21 protein-coding genes and 5 pseudogenes are annotated in these 20,941 nt (G+C 69.2%); 14 read left to right on the top strand and 12 right to left on the bottom strand.

Annotated elements, in window-relative coordinates:
* Nucleotides 1-9: 9 nt before the first annotated feature.
* The 3 genes from ACWCXB_RS33975 to ACWCXB_RS33965 form a co-directional block, all read right to left on the bottom strand.
* Nucleotides 10-372 (bottom strand): hypothetical protein, encoded by a 363-nt coding sequence (locus tag ACWCXB_RS33975; RefSeq protein WP_450727909.1) that lies wholly within the window; start codon nt 370-372, stop codon nt 10-12.
* A gap of 645 nt (nt 373-1,017) precedes the next feature.
* The gene (locus ACWCXB_RS33970) at nt 1,018-1,671 is read right to left on the bottom strand and encodes a hypothetical protein (RefSeq protein ID WP_450727907.1); all 654 of its coding nucleotides are present in this window, start codon (nt 1,669-1,671) and stop codon (nt 1,018-1,020) included.
* The gene (locus ACWCXB_RS33965; RefSeq protein ID WP_450727956.1) at nt 1,668-2,189 is read right to left on the bottom strand and encodes an RNA polymerase sigma factor; all 522 of its coding nucleotides are present in this window, start codon (nt 2,187-2,189) and stop codon (nt 1,668-1,670) included. The genes ACWCXB_RS33970 and ACWCXB_RS33965 overlap by 4 nt, the downstream gene beginning before the upstream one ends.
* Before the next feature lie 438 nt (nt 2,190-2,627).
* Between ACWCXB_RS33965 and ACWCXB_RS33960 the strand changes: the two genes are divergently transcribed.
* The 4 genes from ACWCXB_RS33960 to ACWCXB_RS33945 all read left to right on the top strand — a co-directional run bounded on the left by ACWCXB_RS33960 (nt 2,628) and on the right by ACWCXB_RS33945 (nt 8,224).
* The gene (locus ACWCXB_RS33960; protein WP_450727954.1) at nt 2,628-4,610 is read left to right on the top strand and encodes an amino acid transporter; all 1,983 of its coding nucleotides are present in this window, start codon (nt 2,628-2,630) and stop codon (nt 4,608-4,610) included.
* 601 nt (nt 4,611-5,211) lie between these two features.
* Nucleotides 5,212-6,393 (top strand): FAD-dependent monooxygenase, encoded by a 1,182-nt coding sequence (locus ACWCXB_RS33955; RefSeq protein ID WP_450727905.1) that lies wholly within the window; start codon nt 5,212-5,214, stop codon nt 6,391-6,393.
* Nucleotides 6,393-7,931, top strand: coding sequence for a hypothetical protein (locus ACWCXB_RS33950; RefSeq protein WP_450727903.1), 1,539 nt, complete (start codon nt 6,393-6,395; stop codon nt 7,929-7,931). The genes ACWCXB_RS33955 and ACWCXB_RS33950 overlap by 1 nt, the downstream gene beginning before the upstream one ends.
* A complete protein-coding gene (locus ACWCXB_RS33945) occupies nt 7,898-8,224 on the top strand; it encodes a DUF4232 domain-containing protein (RefSeq protein WP_450727952.1) in 327 nt (108 codons plus the stop codon). The genes ACWCXB_RS33950 and ACWCXB_RS33945 overlap by 34 nt, the downstream gene beginning before the upstream one ends.
* Before the next feature lie 474 nt (nt 8,225-8,698).
* Here the strand turns inward: ACWCXB_RS33945 and ACWCXB_RS33940 are convergent, their stop codons facing one another.
* The 3 genes and pseudogenes from ACWCXB_RS33940 to ACWCXB_RS33930 all read right to left on the bottom strand — a co-directional run.
* A complete protein-coding gene (locus ACWCXB_RS33940; protein WP_450727901.1) occupies nt 8,699-9,223 on the bottom strand; it encodes a hypothetical protein in 525 nt (174 codons plus the stop codon).
* 2 nt (nt 9,224-9,225) lie between these two features.
* A complete protein-coding gene (locus tag ACWCXB_RS33935) occupies nt 9,226-9,390 on the bottom strand; it encodes a hypothetical protein (protein ID WP_450727900.1) in 165 nt (54 codons plus the stop codon).
* Between the two features lie 217 nt (nt 9,391-9,607).
* Nucleotides 9,608-10,219: pseudogene (locus ACWCXB_RS33930) on the bottom strand (IS5 family transposase); the annotation flags it as partial.
* Between the two features lie 464 nt (nt 10,220-10,683).
* Between ACWCXB_RS33930 and ACWCXB_RS33925 the strand changes: the two are divergent.
* Together ACWCXB_RS33925 and ACWCXB_RS33920 are read left to right on the top strand one after the other, a co-directional pair.
* Nucleotides 10,684-10,899, top strand: a complete 216-nt coding sequence (locus ACWCXB_RS33925) for a hypothetical protein (protein ID WP_450727950.1) — start codon at nt 10,684-10,686, stop codon at nt 10,897-10,899.
* A gap of 23 nt (nt 10,900-10,922) precedes the next feature.
* Nucleotides 10,923-11,177, top strand: coding sequence for a hypothetical protein (locus tag ACWCXB_RS33920; protein ID WP_450727899.1), 255 nt, complete (start codon nt 10,923-10,925; stop codon nt 11,175-11,177).
* Nucleotides 11,178-11,374: 197 nt separating this feature from the next.
* Here the strand turns inward: ACWCXB_RS33920 and ACWCXB_RS33915 are convergent, their stop codons facing one another.
* Nucleotides 11,375-11,923 (bottom strand): GNAT family N-acetyltransferase, encoded by a 549-nt coding sequence (locus ACWCXB_RS33915; RefSeq protein WP_450727897.1) that lies wholly within the window; start codon nt 11,921-11,923, stop codon nt 11,375-11,377.
* Between the two features lie 228 nt (nt 11,924-12,151).
* Nucleotides 12,152-12,669 (bottom strand): annotated as a pseudogene (locus ACWCXB_RS33910) (DNA-3-methyladenine glycosylase 2 family protein); the annotation flags it as partial.
* On the opposite strand from ACWCXB_RS33910, the gene ACWCXB_RS33905 reads away from it, so the two are divergent.
* The 5 genes from ACWCXB_RS33905 (at nt 12,589) to ACWCXB_RS33885 (ending at nt 16,996) form a co-directional block, all read left to right on the top strand.
* Complete coding sequence (locus ACWCXB_RS33905) at nt 12,589-12,918, top strand: hypothetical protein (protein WP_450727958.1); 330 nt, start codon at nt 12,589-12,591, stop codon at nt 12,916-12,918. The pseudogene ACWCXB_RS33910 and the gene ACWCXB_RS33905 overlap by 81 nt on opposite strands.
* 9 nt (nt 12,919-12,927) lie before the next feature.
* Nucleotides 12,928-14,238: a hypothetical protein gene (locus tag ACWCXB_RS33900; RefSeq protein ID WP_450727895.1), complete on the top strand. Its 1,311-nt coding sequence runs from the start codon at nt 12,928-12,930 to the stop codon at nt 14,236-14,238.
* A gap of 345 nt (nt 14,239-14,583) precedes the next feature.
* A complete protein-coding gene (locus ACWCXB_RS33895; protein WP_450727893.1) occupies nt 14,584-14,748 on the top strand; it encodes a hypothetical protein in 165 nt (54 codons plus the stop codon).
* 137 nt (nt 14,749-14,885) lie between these two features.
* On the top strand, nt 14,886-16,085 hold the full coding sequence (locus ACWCXB_RS33890) for an RNA-guided endonuclease InsQ/TnpB family protein (RefSeq protein WP_450727891.1): 1,200 nt from the start codon (nt 14,886-14,888) through the stop codon (nt 16,083-16,085).
* 587 nt (nt 16,086-16,672) lie between these two features.
* On the top strand, nt 16,673-16,996 hold the full coding sequence (locus ACWCXB_RS33885; RefSeq protein WP_450727889.1) for a hypothetical protein: 324 nt from the start codon (nt 16,673-16,675) through the stop codon (nt 16,994-16,996).
* Nucleotides 16,997-17,048: 52 nt separating this feature from the next.
* On the opposite strand, the pseudogene ACWCXB_RS33880 reads toward ACWCXB_RS33885, so the two are convergent.
* The 3 genes and pseudogenes from ACWCXB_RS33880 to ACWCXB_RS33870 all read right to left on the bottom strand — a co-directional run.
* Nucleotides 17,049-17,177: pseudogene (locus ACWCXB_RS33880) on the bottom strand (IS5 family transposase); the annotation flags it as partial.
* A 198-nt stretch (nt 17,178-17,375) separates the two neighbouring features.
* Nucleotides 17,376-17,741 (bottom strand): annotated as a pseudogene (locus tag ACWCXB_RS33875) (nuclear transport factor 2 family protein).
* 9 nt (nt 17,742-17,750) lie between these two features.
* Nucleotides 17,751-18,338, bottom strand: a complete 588-nt coding sequence (locus ACWCXB_RS33870) for a GNAT family N-acetyltransferase (RefSeq protein ID WP_450727887.1) — start codon at nt 18,336-18,338, stop codon at nt 17,751-17,753.
* 146 nt (nt 18,339-18,484) lie between these two features.
* On the opposite strand from ACWCXB_RS33870, the gene ACWCXB_RS33865 reads away from it, so the two are divergent.
* Together ACWCXB_RS33865 and ACWCXB_RS33860 are read left to right on the top strand one after the other, a co-directional pair.
* Nucleotides 18,485-18,877 (top strand): hypothetical protein, encoded by a 393-nt coding sequence (locus tag ACWCXB_RS33865; protein ID WP_450727885.1) that lies wholly within the window; start codon nt 18,485-18,487, stop codon nt 18,875-18,877.
* A gap of 44 nt (nt 18,878-18,921) precedes the next feature.
* Nucleotides 18,922-19,413, top strand: a complete 492-nt coding sequence (locus ACWCXB_RS33860) for a hypothetical protein (RefSeq protein WP_450727883.1) — start codon at nt 18,922-18,924, stop codon at nt 19,411-19,413.
* A 460-nt stretch (nt 19,414-19,873) separates the two neighbouring features.
* Here ACWCXB_RS33860 and ACWCXB_RS33855 read toward each other — a convergent pair.
* Nucleotides 19,874-20,051, bottom strand: a pseudogene (locus ACWCXB_RS33855) (IS5 family transposase); the annotation flags it as partial.
* A 262-nt stretch (nt 20,052-20,313) separates the two neighbouring features.
* Here ACWCXB_RS33855 and ACWCXB_RS33850 point away from each other — a divergent pair.
* Nucleotides 20,314-20,787 carry a hemerythrin domain-containing protein gene (locus ACWCXB_RS33850; protein WP_450727881.1) on the top strand — a complete coding sequence of 158 codons (474 nt, stop codon included), beginning with the start codon at nt 20,314-20,316 and terminating at the stop codon, nt 20,785-20,787.
* The last annotated feature ends 154 nt before the right edge of the window (nt 20,788-20,941 follow it).

Raw genomic sequence — 20,941 nt, 5'->3', positions numbered from 1 at the left:
CCGGTCGTTTCATTTGGTGAGTCTTCTGGAGCCGAGGGCTGCGGCTAACAGAATGAAGGCGCTGGAGCTGCGCTCGCACCGCAGGTGGAAGTGAAGTTCAGCAAGCAGCGCATATTCCCTGGTAGTGGCAGCTCCGATAGCCGTGGGGTTGGGGGGGGGCGGGGGCCGGAGCGTGCCCGGTAGCCACTGCGCCAGGGTCTTCAGGATCCAGTGGCGGTACTGCGGTTCCTGCTGCCGGGCCAGGGCCTGGCGGAGGAGTTCGACGGTCTCGTCCTGTCGGTCGCGCCAGACGGCGGCGAGCCGGGCAGCCCGGCGGTAGCCGGTTCCACTGTGGTCGCCTTCGGCGATCCAGTAGCGGGCCACCGTCACCATGCTCTGCGGGTCCTCGTCGATAGTGCCGTTGCCAGTCCCGTGGCCAGGGGCAGGCCCGGTCCGGGGCGATGGCGGTCAGCTGCGCCGCCCGTGCAGCGGCCCGCCTCGAGGTCCTTGCCGAGGCCGACCTTCCGCCTCAGATTTGCCATCAGCTGTCCGATCGCGAGGGCCTCGGTGTTGGTATCGCCCGAGTGGGAGTCCTGGCGGGGTGCCAGGTGGCCGTGGGCGCGGTGGTACGAGCGGAGCGCGGCGAGTTTGTTCCCCCAGGCTTGCTCACCGGGTTCCCACACTGTCCCGGCCTCGTTACGGCACCCCGCCCCAGATCGCCCCGGGTGTGCAGTTCGGGGCGACGATCTCGGCAAGTGGCTCCAGCGGCAGCGCCACGGCTGGACGGCCTGTCCGAGGAGCAGCAGCAACGGCTGCCGGCACTGGGCATCACCCCCGCCCCGGCAACCAGACTGCCGGGACGCAGCGGATCCGTCGGATCGTGTCGGCGCTGGGCGAAGCGGCTGGTGAAGGCCGCACGGTGTCGTGGTCGGCGAACTCGTCTCGGACTGCGACTGCTTCGGCTGAAGGAGTCCCTTTCCACCAGAAATAATCCGACTTGTTCCACCGGACCGGCTCCCGATGCACCGCGTTCTGCCATCAGCCGCCATCGCTCATGCACGTGAGCGCGCGGGAGCCAGGCAGTGCCCTGCCCATCCACGACCGGGCGGGGGCGATGTCCGCTCCCTGGTACCAGTCCACAGGCTCGTCGGGGAGTTCGGAAAGGCTCACCAGCATCCGGGAACCGGGCACGGGGGGTGACGCCACGTCGTCGTGGTCGCGGTCGAAGGTGAGGGTGAAGGTCAGCCGCGCGGGGCCGTCGGCGGGCTTCAGGCGGCGGTCGACCTCCAGCACCACGCGGATCTCCCCGTCGGTGCCGATGGGTTCGACCGCGCGGACCGTGCCCTCGGCGATGACCCTCGCGCAGGCCACGATCCCCTCCGGGGTGAGCTTCCCCAGGCCCCCCGATTCCCCGCCGCTCATGGCAGCCTGCCGTGCGATGCCGACGCCCGCGACGGCGACCACGCCCGCCACGACGGCGGCCAGGCACAGCGCGAGCGCCTTGCTCCGGCGGCCGACGGCGGCCGCGGGCGCCGGCTGGGCGGCGAGGGTGTCGCCGATCAGTCGTAGGTGCGTCCGCAGCAGCGCGACATCGGCGAGCGCGGCCGCGTACTCCTCGCCCTCCGCGTCCGCCGACGGCGCGTCCGTGAGCGCCGACATCAGCGCCTCGTCCTCGATCCCGCCCATCGTCACACCACCTCCTTGGTGTGCAGCCGGCCGCGCAGCGCGCGAACGGCGGTGTGCAGCCGGCTCTTGACCGTGCCCTCCGGAACGCCCAGCGCTGCGGCGATCTCCGCCACCGGCAGATCGGCGTAGAACCGCAGCGTCAGGACCTGCCGCTGCTGCGGCGGCAGGTGGTGCAGCCCGTCGGCGATCGCCAGGGCCAGCACATGTGCCTCTCCCCCGCCATGCCGGGACTCGCCCCGGGGCGCCAGCGCCGCGAGGCGCTCGCTCAGCCGTTCCTGCCTGCGCCGCGAACGGTGCCAGTCCATCGCCACGTTGGAGGCCGCCACGGCGGCCCACGCCCCCGGGTCCCGCAACGGCTCGCGGCCGCCGGCCCGATACTCCAGCAGCTTCAGCCGCACCTGCTGCACCCCGTCCTGCAGATCGCCCGCGGGCACCCCGCCGAGCGCCAGGACCGCCCGTACGCGATCGATCTGCGCCGGCGTCAGGGGGTCCTCATCCCCAGGCCGGGATCTCCGTCTCAGCAGCGCCACACCCCATCCCCTTCCGCGATTTCCCCTATGACGTGGCAGGGGAGGAAAACGTTCACCTGGGCTCATCGTCCGACAGCTCGTCAACGGCCTCGTGTGCGACGGCATCCAGCACACCGGCGGAGCCTCGCATACGCCGGCGTCGAACAGAGCGTGCATCACGGCCACCCTCCACGAACGGGAGGCCCGGCCCCCACCGCCGACGGCAACCAGGCGTCGCGACCAGCATCTCCACCTCGGGGCCCAGCAGGCGCGCTCGCACCGCCCATCGTCGACGCTGTGAAACCAGTGGTGGGGCGCGCGGGCGATGTCGACACCTACCCCCTCGGCAGGGGTATTACCGGGAGGTCGCATACTCGGTGATCGTTGCGGTGCCGGGAGCGCGGTGCCGGCCGGGCCCTGCGCGCTGGGGCGAAGGAGAGATTGATGGGGGATATGAAAGACCCGAACGAATTGGCCGTGCCCGAAGTAACGGCCAGTCCCGCTCTGCGGACACAGCCGAGCGGAGGCCTGGCACGGTGGCTGCTGCGCCACACGGTGCAACCGGGCGGTCCGGCGGCCGATGAGGGGCACGCCGAGCCGCACTCCTGGTGGAAGGTGATGTGCCTGACCGGGGTGGACTACTTCTCCAGCCTCGCCTACGTGCCGGCCATCGCCGCGTTGGCCGCCGGGGCGGTTTCGCCGTTGGCGACGCTGTTGATCGTGGCACTGACCCTGCTGGGGATGCTGCCGATGTACCGGCGGGTGGCCAAGGAGAGCCCGCACGGGGCCGGATCGGTGGCGATGCTGGAGGACCTGCTGCCGTTCTGGCGGGGCAAGCTGTTCGTCCTGGTCCTGCTCGGCTTCGTGGCCACCTCGTGGATCATCACGATCACCCTGTCCGCGGCGGACGCATCCGTGCATGTGGTGGAGAACCCCTTCTTCCCCCAGGCCCTGCACGGTCATGAGGTCGCCATCACCGTGGCGCTGCTGCTGCTCCTCGGCGGAGTATTCCTCCTCGGGTTCAGCGAAGCGGTCAGTGTCGCCATCCCCCTGGTCGCCGTCTTCCTGGCGCTCAATGCCGTCATCATCGCCGTCGGCCTGGTGGATGTGTTCACCACCCCGGGGGCCTGGTCGGCGTGGACGGACGCGCTCGCCGAGGGCGGAGGCGGCCCGGGCGACCTCGTCGGCCCGGCGCTGCTGGCTTTCCCACTGCTGGTCCTCGGCCTGTCGGGATTCGAGACGGGGGTCAGCATGATGCCGCTCGTCGCTGCCGACGGCGACGACGCCGAACAGCGGCTGCAGTCCCGGATCCGCAACACCCGCAAGCTGTTGACCACCGCTGCCCTCGTCATGAGCGTCTACCTGCTCGCCGCCAGCTTCGTCACCACCGTCCTCATTCCCCACAAGGAGTTCGAGCCCGGCGGGGCGGCCAACGGTCGCGCGCTGGCCTGGCTGGCCCACGAACACGTCGGGGAGGCATTCGGCACCGTCTACGACATCAGCACCATCTTGATCCTGTGGTTCGCCGGCGCATCAGCCATGGCGGGGCTGGTCAACATCGTCCCCCGCTACCTCCCCGACTACGGCATGGCCCCTGAATGGGGACGCGCAGTACGCCCGGTCGTCCTGGTCTACACCGCCCTGTGCATCATCATCACCATCGCCTTCGACGCCGACGTCAACGCCCAGGCCGGCGCCTACGCCACCGGCATCCTCGCCATGATGGTCTCCGGCGCCTTCGCCGTCACCGTCTCCGCCCGACGCCGCCGCCAGCACGCCACCACCGCAGGGTTCGCCGTCCTCGCCGCAGTACTCCTCTACGCCCTCTTGGCCAACGTCATCGACAAGCCCGACGGCATCACCATCTCCGGCATGTTCATCGCCGGCATCATCGCCGTGTCACTGATCTCCCGCGTCTCGCGCACCACCGAACTGCGCGCAGACCGCATCGTCTTCGACCTGGCAGCCCGCCAGTTCATCACCGACACCCTCGCCCACGACAACGCCATCAACATCATCGCCAACCGCCGTCAGGCCGGCGACGACGCCGAATACGCCGAAAAGGAACGCGAACAGCGCGGCACCAACCCCGTACCCGGCCCCGCCGACGTGCTGTTCCTGGAAATCGACGTGATCGACCCCTCAGACTTCAGCGACACCCTCGCCGTACACGGTGTCGAGGTCGACGGCTACCGGATCCTGCGCGCCGAGGCCCCGGCCGCACCGAACGCCATCGCCGCGATTCTCCTCGCCCTGCGCGACACCACCGGTGTCCAGCCGCACTGCTACTTCGCCTGGGCAGAGGGCAGTCCCCTGGTGCACATGTTCCGCTACTTCCTGATCGGCCGCGGAGACACCGCTCCTGTCACCCGCGAAATCATCCGCAAGCACGAACCCGACCCCGACCGCCGCCCCGGCATCCACGTCGGCGGTTGACCCCACGGGATATGAGGAAACAGGGCCTGGTGACGGCGTACACCCGAAGTCGCTCGGACGCCGCTGAGTCGTGCCGAGCACGCCGACACCAGTTTCCTCGATCCAGCGATGGCGCCACACCTGTTGCGCTCAGTACCAGCACCGGCGCTGAGCTGCATCACGTCGTTCTCCTTCGCCTCGCGCCACCTCCTGGGAGCAGCACCCGCACCAGGACAGGCACGGCGAAGTCATCAGGGGATCGTCATGCCTCCACCGTAGGCAGCGGCGCCTGGCGCCCACGGTGCTGCGCCTGGCCGACTGCTGCACCCGGGCTCCCGCGGCCGGCGACCCGGGCGCCGGCAGCCTCGGCGAGGGCTGCGGCCGGACAGCCCCTGCCGGTAGCCAACCGCGCGGGGCGAGAGGTGCGGGACGCAGCCAACGGCTGCGCCCTGCGGCACGTTGACAGGCGTCTGTCGACATGTTGCTATGAGGCGCCGCCCAGTCGGACCAGCGCCGCGTCGCATGCCGCTCAACAGGAGCGGCACCGGATCGACGGCCACGTGACCGGGGCGGCTTCCCGATGCCGCCCCGGAGTGGCGCCCCGAACCCAGAGCGAGGACCCATGCCGCAGCGCGCCGCGACCATCGTCGGCGGCGGGATCGGCGGCCTCGCGGCGGCCATCGCCCTGCACCGCCTCGGCTGGCGCGTCGAGGTGCTGGAACGGGCCTCGGAGTTCACTGAGATCGGCGCCGGTATCTCCTTGTGGCCGAACGCGCTCCACGCGCTCGAGGTGCTCGGCCTGGCCGGCGCCGTCCGGGCACTCGGCGCCGTCGAGGCCACAGGCGGCGTACGCGACCGCCAGGGCCGCTGGCTGTCCCGTACGGACAACGCGGAGCTGGCGCGCCGCTTCGGCCATCCCCTGGTGGTCCTGCACCGCGCGGACCTGTTGCGGGCGCTCACCGAGGCGCTGCCCGCGGACAGCCTGCGGTCGGGCAGCGAGGTGTCCACGGTCCGCGACGACGGCCACGGCCTGGTCGTCGAGCACCGTGGGGGCGAGTCACGGCCCGACCTCGTGGTCGGCGCCGACGGGCTGCGCAGCGCGGTCCGCCGCGCCCTGTGGCCCGACGCGGCCGGCCCCCGGTACGCCGGTTACACCGCCTGGCGCATGGTCACCGAGCCCCTCCCCGAGCCGCCCTCCGAGGGCGCCGCAACCTGGGGCCGAGGGGCGAGGTTCGGCTACACGGCGCTGCCGGGCGGGCGGATGTACTGCTTCGCGACCGCGTCGCTGCCGGCGGGAGCGGCCTCGGGCTCGTCCGAGTACGCCGAACTGCTGCGCCGGTTCGGGTCCTGGCCGGATCCCATCCCTGCCCTGCTGGCCGCCGTCCCCGCGCACGCGGTGCTCCGACACGACCTGTACGACCTGCCGCCGCTGCCCTCCTTCGTCCGCGGCCGGGTCGCGCTGCTGGGCGACGCGGCGCATGCCATGACCCCCAATCTGGGCCAGGGCGCGTGCCAGGCGCTGGAGGACGCGGTCACCCTCGCCCACTGCCTCGACGGCACCCCGGACGTGGCCGCCGCGCTCCGCTCGTACGACCTGCTGCGCCGCCCGCGGACCCAGGCCATCACGCGCCGCTCCGCTCGGCTCGGCGCAGTCGGCCAGCTGTCGTGGCCGCCCGCGGTGCTGCTGCGCGACACGGCCGCCCGGCTGATTCCGACGCGGGCGACGCTGCGTTCCATGACGCCGGTGCTCGGCTGGACCGCGCCAGGTGACGCGATGACCGCGACGGAGAGCGAGAGCCACTGATGCCGGACTGGACGTACCACCCGCTGCGCGGCTCGGCCGCTGCCGTCCTCGGTCGGCGCCGTTCACAGCTCACCGCACTGCGGCTGCTGGCCTCGATCGGCTCCCGTCCCGTCGGCGCGCGGCTGATAGCCCGCGGGTTCGGCCACCGCCATCCGCCGAAGCGGCTCGCCGGCGAGATCGCCGGCGTGCCCGTGACCGTCCGCCTCGGCATATCCGTCCCGCCCTCGCTCGCCCGCGAGGCGGTACGCGCCATGCCCCCGCTCGGGGCCGGTGTCGTCGAGGTGTCGCCCGTCTCGGCGGCCGACGCGGAGACCGTACGCGAGGCCGCTGCCGGCCGCTCGATCCCGCTGGTTGTCCGCGCCTGCGACCCGGAGGCCGAGGCCGCCCTCAAGCCCCATGTCGACGGCTTCACCAGCAGCGACGATCCGCACGTGGTCCATGTGTCCGACCCGTCGGTCACCGCCGCGGCCGCCGCGCTCGAGGAGCCGGGCGCCGTCGTGCTCGCCCGGCCCGGGGTGCTCGTCGCGGCCGGACCCGGCTGGTTCGCACGGGTCACCGAGGCAGCCACGCCCACCGCGCCCGCTCCGGTGCTACGGGACGTCGGCCGCGATCCCCGCCGCTGGCCCGCCTGGTGGTGGGCGCTGCTCGTCGGGCTCGGTATGACGGGCGCCGGCCTCGGCGCCGCGGCGATCACGCTCGGGCCGGTGCTGCTCTGGTACGACCGCGACTACCTCGGCATGACGCTGCACGAACTGCATGCCGCCAACCACCACCTCGTGCACTTCCTCCAGCACGACCGGATCACCATGGCCGGCACGATGGTAGCGATCGGCGCCCTCTACACCGGCCTCGCCGTGGGCGGGATCAGACGCGGCTGGCCCTGGGCCCGCGAGGTGTATCTGCTCTCGGGGGCGATCGGCTTCCCCACCTTGTTCTACTTCCTGGCCACCGGCTTCGTGGAACCCCTGCACAAGGCCACCACCATCGTGCTGTTCCCGATGTTCGTGGCCGCGGTCCGTCGGACCCCGCATGCACCGCGGTGGCGCCTGGCGCCCGAGGGGCCGGAGCGGGAGCGCCGGCGGGCGCTGGCCGGCCAGTTGCTACTGATCGTCACGGGAGCGGGGCTGTTCGTCGGTGGAGCGGTCATATCGGTGGTCGGTCTGACCGGTGTCTTCGTGCCGACCGACCTGACCTTCCTGGGCACCAGCACACTGACGCTGGAAACCGTGAATCCCCGGCTCGTGCCGTTCGTCGCCCACGACCGCGCGGGGTTCGGCGGCGCCCTGATGGCCGCCGCGGTGGCGATCACTCTGCTCAGCGCGTGGGGCTGGCGGCGGGGTGAGACCTGGGTGTTCTGGACCCTGGCCGCGGCGGCGGCCGCCGGCTTCCTGCCGGCTGTCGTGGTGCACGGCACGATCCACTACACGGACTTCATCCACCTCGCGCCGGTCTACTTCGGCATCACCATGACCGGCACCGGCCTGCTGCTCGCGCGTCCGTACCTCTGCGCCAAGACGTCGGCGAGGCCGAAAGACTGACGGGCCGCCCCGGCGAACACTCCGACGGCGATGGTCGTGGTCTCCGCGGCCACACTTCGCCGGTCCCGGTGGCACCGGGCCGCACAGCGTGGGTGAAGCTCACCTTCGTCCAGGTACAGGGCGAGGCCGACGGCTACTGCGTGTCCGGGGCCGAGCCGCAGTCCTACCCGACGCTGATCGTGGGCCTGCCCGGGGCGGGCCGGCACCAGGTCCAGCTCGAGGACGGAAGGCATGTCGTCGCCTGTGACGACAAGGTGACTGTCACCGCGGTCTCGGCGTCGAAGCCTTCCTGAAAGACGGGAAACGCCGGCAACCCTCTCGTGTGACCAGGGCCATGGCTGATACGTGCTGTGGCGCCGCAACCCCGAGATGACGTCAACCTTCACGCACATGCAAGGACTTCGGCGCACTTGCCAGGTGTGCTCCGGGCTGTCCGGAAGGTGTATGTCGCTTGCGGCGGCCGAGGGGCACGCGCCCACGGATCAGTGGTTCCCCGTGCCACAACCGCGCCAGATGGAGCGGGGACTCACGGGGAACCACAGCTCGCAGCGGGGACGACAGCCGGCAGACGCGGAAGTCTGCGTTCCGCATGTCGGAGGCCAAGTCGTCCCACCTCGCCGCTAAAGCGGGTGTCGCAGATTCGAATCCTGCAGGGGCACGGTGTCTGACCAGTGCGTTCGTCCCTGTGGGACGGGCGCGCTGTTCGTCGTGGCGTCGGGGTGGGGTCCTCGGAGGTGCCCGGGTGGTACGAGTACGGGGTACCCGGACTACGTACCGGGCCGCCCGCCGGACGAACGGGATCCCGAGCCGCCCGGTTCGGCGGGGGCCCAGGTGGGCTTGGCCGTCGCCTCGGCGGGATCGGGCTCGGCAAGCGTGAGGCCCCAGGAGTCGTCCTCGCCGATGCGTGCCTCGACCTCCTTGATCTGGCCGCTCTTGGCGAAGTACAGGACCACGACCTGCCGCACGGAGCCCTCGTCGTAGAAGTCCGCCGTCACCTCGCCCTTGGCGGCGGCGCCGAAGGCCCTGACCCAGTTGCGCGCCGTGGCGTCGGCGGAGGTGTCGTCGACGGCCAGGGCGGCCAGCCCTTCGGTGTCACCGTCGGCGAGCCGCCACACGGCCTTCTGAACCGTGTCGAGGCTTCCCGTGGAGGGGTAGCCGACGACACGCAGCGGCCGGTGGTTGCCGTAGTCGGTCTGGTACTCCAGGGACTCGTCCGACGTGCAGCCCGTCAGGAGTCCGCCCGCGACGACGGCGGCCACGGCGACGCCGGGGAACCTCTTCTTCAGCGCCATGGTCAGTTCCTCGCCTTCGGGCGGAGGACGATGACCCGCTCGATGTAATCGGCCTTGCCGCGGTACCGCAGGACAGCCGCTGCGAGGCTGGTCCCGTTCGCGGCGCCGTGCTGGATCAACTGGACCCCGTGCCGGTTGCGCTCCACTATGGCCACGTGGTTGTACACCTGCTCCTTCTTCCATGTGCAGAGCACGAGGTCCCGGGCTTCGCGTAGGCGGACGAGACGTGCGTCGCCCCGCGGTAGCCGATCATGTGCCGGCAGAAGTTCTCGGCGGCGGACCAGGTGTAGCTCTTGTTCCTTACGCTGCCGAAGAGGTGGTGCTGCTGCCACCAGGCACGGTCGTGCTTGCGCCCGCCGTTGCGGGTCTTCATCCCCCACCGTATTAGAGGTCGTATTCTCCCGGTCCCGGAATCTGCAGTTGATGCGGCTTTGCGGGGTCGCGCCAGGAGATGGTGGTCTCGCCAGTGAGGCGGCGGGTCATGCGGTTGGTCATGGCCAGGTGGATCATGGCTTCGGAGCGGGCGGGCAGGGTCTCGTAGTCGCGGGCCAAGCGGCGGTGGAGCATCAGCCATCCGTAGGTCCGCTCGACGGTCCAGCGTTTCGGGATCGGGGTGAATCCCCTGGTCCCCGGGGTGCGTTCGACGATTTGCAGGTCGATGCCGAGGGTGGTTGCGTGCTCGACGAAGTGTTTGCGGTAGCCGCCGTCGACCCACACCTTGCGGATGGTGGGGTGAGTGGCGGCCACCTGGTCGAGCAGGTGGGTGCCGGCCACGGAGTCCTGGACACTGGCCGCGGTGACCAGCACCGCCAGGAGGAGACCGAGCGTGTCGGTGACGATGCTGCGTTTCCTGCCCACGATCTTCTTGGCCGCGTCCGTGCCCTGACTCGTGGCGGGGACGCTGGTGGAGGTCTTCACGCTCTGCGCGTCGATAACGCAGGCCGACGGTTTGGCATTCCGGCCCTCCTCTTGCCGCACCAACTCCCGCAGCAAGCCGGGTCCTGCGCGGGTCTGGGCATCGACGAAACCGCCGAAGTCCTCTACCGCCACGTGATGCAGATCGAGTGGGCCGCGGGAAACACCGCTGGTGTCCGCAAGGCCATCGCCCGTGTGCAGCAGTTCAGCAGCGCTTAGGACACACCATGGGATCCCTCACCGAACAGACCATCAACCTTGCACTGGCCAACCAAGCCACCCCCGCCCACGCGTCGGCCTTCCCCAACCGACCCAACTCCTGAAGCACATCGGCGCGGCTGCCGCAGCTGGCCAACGCGTCGGGGCGCTCCGACCGGGGGTGGACTCCTCGTAGTGAGGACGGTCCTCCAGCCGAGTTCCGCAAGGATGTATCGCCCTTGCGGGTAGGCGGTAGCGGCAATACGGTCAGCGTCCTGGGGAGCGCAGCTGGCCAGGGCAGACATGCGCAGCGCCGTCGCATCGCTAAACTCCGCGCGGTGGAGACCATGAAGTGCACGCAATGCGGCAGAGCCGGCCTGGAGCCAGGATTCATCGAGGACACCGGCGAACACTCCCGCGGCTACGCTCGCTGGATCGCCGGCGCGCTTGAACGCGGCATACTCGGCGGCGCCAAACGCATGGGCCGCCCACGCTGGCAGATCGACGCCTACCGCTGCCCCACCTGCGGCCACTTGGAGCTCTTCGCGCGGCAGCCAGTCTGATTGCCGACGCAACAGAGGCATGAGTGGACTACCTACGGCCCTACGACCGCGCGAAGTCCACGGAAGGGATCAACCACTGGCCGCTGCTGGTGCCCGTGGCTCTGGTCGCCATCCCCGCCCTGACCGTGGGCGGTGATGCGACGGCCACCGGCACCGCCATCACGGTGGGCGAGCCGCTGCTCGACCGGGTGGAGATGGATTACCCGGTGGCGGACGAGTTCATCGCCTGGGCGCGCACAGGCGGCGGCCGGGTCGTAGCCGCCGACCGGAAACAGTGAGCGCCGGACTGACCCTGCCATGGAGCTCGGACATCGTCGAAGGCAAACGTGAACCGCGCGAAAACGATCAAGCGAACAATGTACGGCAGAGCCTCCTTCGGAATCCTCCGCGCCCGCATCCTCACCGGATCATGAATTCACGAAATGGCGGCCATCCGGACGGCGCGTCACGTCACAACAGGGGTACCCTCGCGGCGCTATGCGCTGGGGTCACGGAGGCCGACTGCATCGTGCCGCCAGAACGGCTCTGCATAGACCAGTGTCCCTGTCATCCACGACTCGTAGTCCGGGAGCCTGATGGCCTGGAAGGCGCCGTCCGGAATACGCAAGGATGGCTTTCGGAAGCCCTGGTCACCACCGGACACAAACCCGAAACGTGAGTAATAGCCCGGATCACCCTCCAGGAAGACGAGGGGGACGGCCCGTTCGGCGAGGGCCTGCAGGCCGTGTCGGACCAGGGCCGAGCCGATACCGCGCTTATGGTGCTCGGGCATGACGGCCAAAGGGCTGAGTACGTGCACCTCAACCAGTCGCCGAGGGGCATCGAGCAGACTGCGGGTGAACATGACGTGCCCGACGATCTGTCCGTCGTGCTCGGCGACCAGCGAGAGACCGTCCACGGGCGTGATGGTGCCCCGCAGAGTATCGACCAGGTCGGCCACGACAAGGCCGTGGTCACCGAACGCCCGCAGGTGGATGTTCCGCACAGACTCTCTGTCGCTCGGAAGTTCTTCGCGAAGATCCATGCCCGGAGGGTAACGACCCCTCCCGGTCGCTCACACACGGTTTTGGAGCTCGAAGTACGCGCGACGCCGGCGCGTCCTGCCATGATGCGTTTCTGCGATCATCAGCGATTTGCTCGGCATCCCCCAAGCACCCGCGACTCAGTGGGCCGAGTACGCACACGACAGCTGGTGCGACTATCTCGCTGCTGTCTCGGGGGCCACCAACGAAACTCGGTGACGTGCGGCCTTCTACGGTTGGTGGCGCTTTGCGGGGGTGGCTCTGATCTTGGGATCGGCGTGCGCGCGCAGCAAGAGTGCAATCCAGCTGCGGTAGGGCTTCCACCCCTCGGCGATGCGCACCAGCGCCGGGACGCCGGCCGCCCGGTTCTCAAGGGCGTAGGCGTCGGCCATGGCGGCGTGCAGCCGGGGTTCGTGGCGGGGGAACAGGTCAGGGTGTCCGGCGCCGCGGATGAGGATGAGTTCGGCGGAGAACGGGCCGATACCCGGTAGTTCCTGCAGTACGGCGAGGGCGTCCTGGGCCGGCAGGGCGCGCAGGCGGGCGGCGTCCAGTCCGCCGGCGGCTGCGGCTTCGGCACGGCGCGCAGCCGCTGGATCTTCACCTCGGTCAGGCCGGGAAGGCTCGTGATCGTCCGCAGGACCGGCGGGGCGGGGAAGGCGAACAGCTCTTGGCCCGCGACCTCGACGCGGTGTCCGTGCCGCTGGGCGAGCAGGGTTTTGACGGCGGCCGCGTGGCTCATGCGGACCCGTTGGCGACGATCACCGGTGCGGCCCGGGACGCGACCCAGGGTGCGGCCCGGGACGCGCCCCAGGGTGCCACCCGGAGCGCGACCCAGGGCGGGACCCAGGACGCGACCTGCGGCCGTGTCGTCATCCAGCAGCAGCAGAGACCGCCATCCCCAGCGCCGATCCGCCGGGGCGAACCGTCGTCCCCGGACCCTGGCTACGCAGGCCGCCACTCGACGACGCACCAGCACCGGAAGGGGAGGCTGTCCTAGGGTTTCCTCGTGGAACCCTTCGCCCGCCAGGAGCGTCGGCACGATCTCGCGGATGTCGTCTACGTGCCGACGGGGCAGGATCCTGACCGGCTCAGCGCGGCGATCGGCGCCGAGGAAGCGCTCGTGGCGCTGAAGGTGCGGTACGGCGGGTCGGATCCGTCCCGGGCGCCCTGGCTCGTGGCTTCCCGCCCCTTCCCGCTCGGTCCAGTGCTGACCCGGCGGCTGGAGCGGCTCGGAGCTGGGATCTTCGCGCTCTGCGACGCGGTCCAGGAACTGTACGCGGAAGGCGACCCACGCGTCCGGGCCGTACTGGACATCGGCGTTCCCGAGGACCTGCGCGGCCACGACCTCGATCGCCGCATCGAGCTGTTCCGGCTCGACGTCGTGGTCAGCCAGGGGATCCCACGTGTGACGGAGATGGAGGAGGCCTTCGGCAACGTCGGGAAGATGCACGCGCTGGAACAGGCCTACGGCGTTCCGGCCGGGCCGCTGTTCCACGCCTTCCACGTGCGCGGCATCGACCGGATCTGGATGGACGACCAGTACCCGACCTATCGCCCCGAGAACGAGCTGGCGGCCCGCCGTATGCGCAAGGAATTCGGCCACCCCATGGACGTGGAGTTCTTTTCCGCGTTCCGTGACGACGGACGTACGGGCTGGCGGTTCGCCTACGTCAAGGAGCTGCGCCAGTACGAGACCCAGCTGCGTCGGCGGATCGTCGCAGCCGCGGAGCGGCTGATCAACCCGTTGTTCCACGGCTACGGCACCAAGGCACTGCTCCCGCTCGTATGGGATCCCGTGGTGGAAACCCGGATCGCCGAGCGGCTCGGCAAGGACGCCCTGGCCGTACTGCGCACCGGCGTGCCGCGGTCGCAAGTGCTGCCGGCACGGCCCGACGAGGGACTGCTGGAGGAGCTCAAAGCCCACGGCCGGGACAAGGTGCTGAAGGTGATCGACGCGAGCGCCCCGGAGTACACCTGGGGCAGCCGCGGCGTATTCTTCGGCGACCACTCGGCGAGCAGTTGGCGTCGTGCGCTCGACGCGGCCGCTGCCGGCCACGTCCCGGGCCGTCCCGAGGCCACGGCCGCCCGCTTCCTCATCAGCGATCTCGTGGACAGCGACCGTTTCGACGTCGAGTTCCTCCACCCCAAGAGCAGACAGCTGTGCGTCATGCCCCGAGCGCGGATCCGCCTGACCCCGATCTACGCCCGCGAGGCCGTCGGCTCCCGACTGCTGTGCGGCCACGCCACCTTCGTCAACACCAGCCGAAAAGTCCACCTGGGCCATCACGCCATCTGCACACCCTTCGTGCCCGCCTGACACGTCCACGCACATGGCCCGGGCCTCCTCGCCGCCGCGCGCAGCAGCCGGGCGCTCGTGTCCACATCAGCCGGGACACGGCACATCCCCCACTCCCCCAGGTTGACAGCAACCGTCCAGCGCACTGTCCAGCCGCCTTTGGGTGCAACCCCTGTCCGGCCGTGCAGCGCCGCGTACCCGGGGTCCGTGCTCACTCCGAGTGCGCAGTAGTCAGACGCCCTGGGTGACGGGCTCCATATGGGAACCAGCCTCACACGGTCGAGGAGGCCGTAAGAGGCTCGTCGGATGGATCACGCGCTCGGTGCTCCGCCCGCTGACCGGGAGCTTCTTGACTTCGCTGTTCGCTTGGCCAGCACTGCCGGGCAGCTGTCCGGACAGGGCTTCTTCGGTGACCGGCGCAGCGGTCTCAAGGAGGACGGCAGTGAGGTCACCGAGGCCGACGTAGCGGTTGAGGAGCTGATCAGGGGCGAGCTGGGCCGCCGAGTGCCGGGACGTGGCTCCCATCCTTGATCTTGCGTGGGTGTCCCCGGCTTCGGCCGGGGAGAGAAACGCATCCTTGGCGCGGAGGTGCGAAGCGCCGGAGTTCTCTTCGTTGTCAGTGGCCTCCGCTAGGTTGATCACATATGGGCCGAAGGGGGGTGGGTCGGGTGATGCGTGCGTACAAGTTCCTCCTGCGGCCCACCGTTGGCCAGCAGATCGCTCTCGGCGAGATGCTGCGCGATCACTGCTCCCTCTACAACGGGGCGTTGCAGGAGCGCCGGGATGCCTACCGGCATGTCTCCAGGACGACGGTCCGGTACGGGCAGCAGTCCGCGCAGCTCAAGGACATCCGGGCGTTCGACCCGCAGCGGCAGGGCCGGTGGTCGTTCTCGTCCCAGCAGGCGACGCTTCGCCGGCTGGACAAGGCGTTCGCCGCGTTCTTCCGCCGCGTCAAGGCCGGAGAGAAGCCTGGCTATCCCCGGTTTCGTGGGGTGGGCCGGTTCGACACGGTGGAGTTCCCCAGGGACGGTGACGGCTGCCGGTGGGACTCCACCCCCAACGACCCCGTTACCCGCGTCCGCTTCCAGGGCGTCGGACATGTCCGCGTGCACCAGCATCGCGCGGTGGTCGGCAAGGTGAAGACGGTCGGCGTCAAGCGCGAGGGCAAGCGGTGGTATGTCGTCCTGACCGCCGAGCAGACCCAGCCGGAGCCGCTGCCCGCAACCGGCAGCATGGTCGGCATCGACATGGGCATAGCCTCGTTCCTCACTACCTCCAACGGCGCCCACGTCGCCAACCCCCGGCGCGGGGCCAAGGCCGCCGCGAAACTCGAAGCGGCACAGCAGGGCCTGGCCCGGTGCAAGCGAGGCTCGAAGCGCCGCCGCAAAGCCGTCGAGCGCATCGCGACCCTGCACCGTAAGGTCCGCCGCCAGCGCCTGGACCACGCGCACAAGACCGCTCTCGGCCTCGTGCGCGAACACGACTTCATCGCGCACGAAGACCTCAAGATCCGCAACATGGTCAAGACCCCCACGCCGAAGCCCGACCCCGACCAGCCGGGCGCGTTCCTGCCCAACGGGGCCGCCGCCAAGGCGGGGTTGAACCGTTCGATCGCCGATGCCGGATGGGGGGTGTTCCTGACGATCCTGCACGCCAAGGCTGAAAGCGCCGGACGGGAAGTGATGGCCGTGGACCCCCGCAACACCTCCCGGCGGTGCCCGCAGTGCGGGCACACCGTCAAGGAGAACCGGCCCACCCAGGAGAAGTTCCACTGCGTCTCGTGCGGCCACAGCGCGCACGCGGACACGGTGGGCGCCCTGAACGTTCTACGGGCCGGGCTGGCCCGTCGCGACGCCTACCAGGCTTAGCGAGAAGCCCCCGGCTTTAGCTGGGGGAGGAGTCACGCCCGTCATCGTCACGGAAGCCGGCTCGGCCGGGTGACCGACCTCGGCGGGGCGTCGGTACTGGAGGGCGACATGACGGTGCTTGCCACCAACGGTCATCTGCACGACGCGTTCTTGGAGACGCTCAAGGCCTTGCCGCGCAGCCGTGACCTGCACGCCCTTGATCTTGGTCATCAGCGTGCCCGGCCCGGACATCGTGCAGCTGGAGGACCCGCCTTGGCCGCCACTGGCGTGGAGCCACATGAGGACGCCGGTGAACCCGTGGCCGCACGGATACGTCGGGCAACCCGGAGAAGGAGCACGAGCGGATCGTCCTTCAAGCCGACGTGATTGTGAGGCACTTCCACCGGCACCTGGAGGTGTCCTTCGACGGCGACCACGACTGCGGGCCGCGCCGCCCATCGAAGCCAGTGAGCGCCAGCGCATGAGACAGGTCCACCCAGTGGGTCGCCGAAGCCACACCGTGATCCGGGCGATATCTCGCCGGGCTGGTACCACAGGCCAGCCGGTGTGATCGTTGCTGGCACTGCCTACCGATTTTGAGGTCTGTCATGCTCGGCCTGGCCTTTGTCGCCCCCTGGATGGTGCTGGCCTCCACGTTCTGGGCGATGCTGCCGCTCCTTTGCCCGCGGCGGCGGCGGGCGGGCGTCATCATCGCCGTCTCGCATCTCATCGTGACGCTGACGATCACACGACCCTGGACCGAGGACTGGTACTGGCGCGACGGGCCATGGCTGATTCTTGTCTTCGGGCAGGGCACTCTCATTGCGCTGGGACGGCTGGCCTACGAACTCAGCCCGCTCGGCGCCCGCCGGCGCCGCGCGACGCCCCGCCCCCCGGGCAGCGACCCGGTGGTGGACCAGCCCCAGCCATGAGAGGGCGTTTCGTGCCGTTGTTTCACTCCGCGATGTGTGGTTGGTGGAGGTTTTAGGTGCCACGCCAAGTAAGGGTTGATTCGCGGGTGAGACGGCGGGCCATGAGGTCGATCATCGCGAGGTGGATCATGGCTGCGGAGCGGTGGGGGTGGGTTTCGTAGCCGCCGGCCAGGCGTCGGTGGAGTGGCTTTGTTCGGCAGTAGTGAAATCAGATGTCGATGGGTTTGGGAGGCAACCCGTTCCACGGAAGGGTGGTGTTGACGAGTTCGGGAGGCACTGGACCTCTTGCCAGGGCAGCACCCGAGCCCGAGCCGAGGCCGGCTGACTTCTGCCGCTACTCTCTCGTGGCCCGCCGTCCTGACGGGCGGCTGTCAATCACTCAGTTCGTCAAAGTGCCCTGGTGGAAGTACATGCGCCAGCCCGTTTCCGTCAGACGCCACAGAGAGCTCCGCCATACACGGCGTCCTCGGTTGTCGGCGAAGTACGTGAGATGAACGATGCCCGGAGCGAGTGCAGCCCCTGTAATCTCGCTGACCATCTATGGGGACTCTGGGACCACGGAACCGGCACTCGTTACCGTGAGGATCGACGTTGCGTCCCAGCGTCGTCCCGATGCTCCGATCTCGGTGAACTGTGGGTCCAGAAGCTCCGCAACCAGGGACGGCGAAGCACGCACGTCGGGGTCGAGGAGCCGCATCTCCGCCGCAACAGCCGCCTGAACTGCTTGCTCGCTCTCGTCTGCCATGCCCGAACCCTACGGACACCCATCGTGTCGTCGGTCGTGTCCGGCCGCGTGGTGTAGGGCGTGGGCTTCTCTGCGCGACGTCCGGTACAGCACACACCGGCGAAGCGGCCCTTCGGGCACGCTCGGATCCTCGAAGTCGTCGGCCGGATCCCGGGTCATGCCGATCCGGCGCATCACTGCCTGGGAACGAAGGTTGTTGACGGTCGTCGACGCAACGACCTCCGGCAGTCCGAGGGCCTCGAAGCCGAAGGCCAGGCAGGCCAGGGCGGCCTCGGTGGCGTAACCGTGACCCCACGCCGAACGCATCAACCGCCACCCGATATCCACCCCCGCGAACGGCATGTCCTCGCCCACCTCGTCCAAGCCGACGCGGCCGATGAACTCGCCGGTCTCCCGTGCTTCGAGCGCCCACCACCCAAAACCTCGCTCGTCGAACTCGGCCTGCATGAGAGCCACCGCGGCATCGCTTTGCTCCCGCGTCAGCAGTTCCCCCAGGTGTTCTCGGACTTCGGGATCGGCGTTCATCGCCGCCCACGGTTCGAGGTCGGACTCGTGCCACCGGCGGAGCAGAAGACGATCGGTACGCAGCTCTGGCATGCCGCCCAGCTAACGCCATTACGATCAGGGTGTCGATCGGTTATGTCGAGCCCTGCGGTGCACGCCAATGCCAGCCCCGCTGCGCAGGTCCTCATGGCTTTCACCACCCGGCGGCGGGACGCCATCGTGTCGTCACAGCGAACCAGTTGACCCGCCGCGGCAGCGACCGGCAGTGCCGTCATTTCTGGCAGCACTACGACCTGGGGCACGGCTACTGCACCTACACCTTCTTCGAACAGTGCCCCCACCGCATGGCCTGCGCACGCTGCGACTTCTACACCCCCAAGGACTCAACCAAGGCCCAACTCCTCGAAGCCAAGGCAAACTTGCAGAAGATGCGTGCTTCTATCCCGCTCAGCGAGGACGAGCAGGCCGCTGTCGACGACGGCCAAGCCGCCCTCGACCGCCTCCTGGAACGACTCGCCGACGTCCCCACCCCGTCCGGCCCGACGCCCCGTCTGCTCGACGTCCCGGTGACCGCCACCCTCCTGCCGATCGTCGACATCAAGCAGGGCAAGGAGATGCCGAGGTCGAGCTGATATCGGAATGCGAACCCGCCCGGCGGCGTGGCACAGTCGCTGCCGTGACCTTGATGGACGTCCTCGTCGACTTCGCCCGCACCGGCCGAATCGGGCCTCTTCACTGCGGTATGCACCTGACCGAGGCTGAGGGCCTCCTTGGTCCGGGGCGTCCGCACCCCGCCATCCTCATGAAGGGGCCCGACATCGACGGCTACCCCTATTCCTGGGACGGGCTGCAGCTTGTTGTCACCCGGCGGGCGGTCAGCGGTATCTGGATCAACCTCTGGCCAGGCTCGACTGCCAAGCTTCCCGCTCTCGTCCTGCCCGAATCAGAGTCGTTCGAGGCCACCGTGCTCCGCGAGGAACTGGTTACGGCCCTGGACAAAGCAGGCTGTGAGCACCACGTCAACGACACCCTCACGTTCGGCCAGCAGTCCAGCATCCTCACCCGGCCCGCTGACGTCTGTGCGGTCTTCAGCCTCCCGGGCCGGGACAACCACGTGCCTCACCGAGACCGTCACTACCTCGACGTGATGCACAAGCACACGGCTTGACATCGCTGATTCCAGAGAAACATCAAATTGGTCAAGCGCCAGATGTTCGGCCGCGCCAAACTCCCGCTCCTCCGCAAACGGGTACTTCTCACCGCCGCTCGATGACAGCCCTGATCAGGCAGGACGAAGTCGTCGGAGTACGTACTCTGACGGCCAGCAGAGGGCTCGAACGACGGCGTTGGTGACGACGAAGTACCCCAGACTCACCCACCCGTCCTCTTTGCTCACAAGCCCCGGACCGTCCTCACGGTAGTAGCGACGCAACATGCGGCGGCGCAACGGAGTCCCAGCCACCAACAGAACCGGAGCGGCGACGACCGCACCGACCGTCACGACAAGCCGGACTGCCTGGATCCTGACCACGCACTCTATCCGCATCGCTTCAGTCTGCCGATCAGAAGACACTCGTCCACCGCTCTCACGGAATGTGTGCCAGAACCACCCGACATCGAAAAAGCCAGTGGAGCATCAGCCGGCCCAGCGTGCGCTCGACCGTCCCTCGGGAGGACGGTGAATCCCCTGGTCGCGGGATCGCGCCGCACGATGTGCATGTCGATGCCGAGGGTGGCGGCGTGCTCGACGAGGTGCTGGCGGTAGCCGCCGTCCACCCAGGTCTTGCGGATGGTGGGGTGGGGTGCTCGGTGGCCACCTTTGCGGTCTCCTCACGTCTCGCCGGCTGGGCGGCGGTGGCATGCCGCCGGTCCAAACGCGCCCCGGTGGGCCCTGTGGCGTCGACTACGCGAGTGCGCCGCAGGATTGGCCCAACTGGACGCCCACTCACGGCCTACGGGTGCATTCACCGGCCCGCCCGGCTCCGAAGCGGTCCGCAGGGGAACACGTCCCCGTCGGGTGCAGTGGAACCGCCTGCGCCCAGCCGGCAACGACGAAGCGAGGAACCCCATGGATGCGATCGTGATGCTGCGTGAGGACCACAAGACAGTCGACAAGCTGTTCAAGCGGTTCGAGAAGACCGACGACGACGCCCACACGGAACGACGGGAAATCGCCGACCAGGTGATCGAGGAACTGACCGTCCACGCATGGATTGAGGAACAGATCTTCTACCCCGCCGCCCGCGAGGCGGCTCCCGACACCACAGACCACATCCTCGAAAGCATCGAGGAGCACCACGCAGTGGTGTGGATACTGTCGGAGATCAAGGGCATGGATCCGGCCGACGAGCGCTTCAAGGCCAAGATGAGCGTGCTGATGGAGAACGTCCGCCACCACGTGGAGGAAGAGGAGAAGGACTGGTTCCCCCAGGTCCGCAAAGCCATGGGCCGCAACCGGCTCATCGAACTGGGTGAGCAGCTTGTCGCAGCGAAGAAGGACGCGCCCCGTGACCCGCTCGCAGTGCCCAGTGCCACTCAATAGCAACGTCATCGCATCCCCGTCGCCAGCCATGCTGCCCAGGCGGGGTCGACGCGCACTTACCTAAGGGCTGTCCCGTAAATGATCTTTGATGTGCTGGGGGACCCTGCTGGTTTCTTCGTCACCCGGCGAGGGTGAGGTTGTGCAGGCGGGCGAT

It is taken from the genome of Streptomyces sp. NPDC001514, from assembly GCF_053597075.1.
The sequence above is the reverse complement of the archived record's forward strand: the minus strand, read 5'-3'. Positions and strand labels throughout refer to the sequence as shown.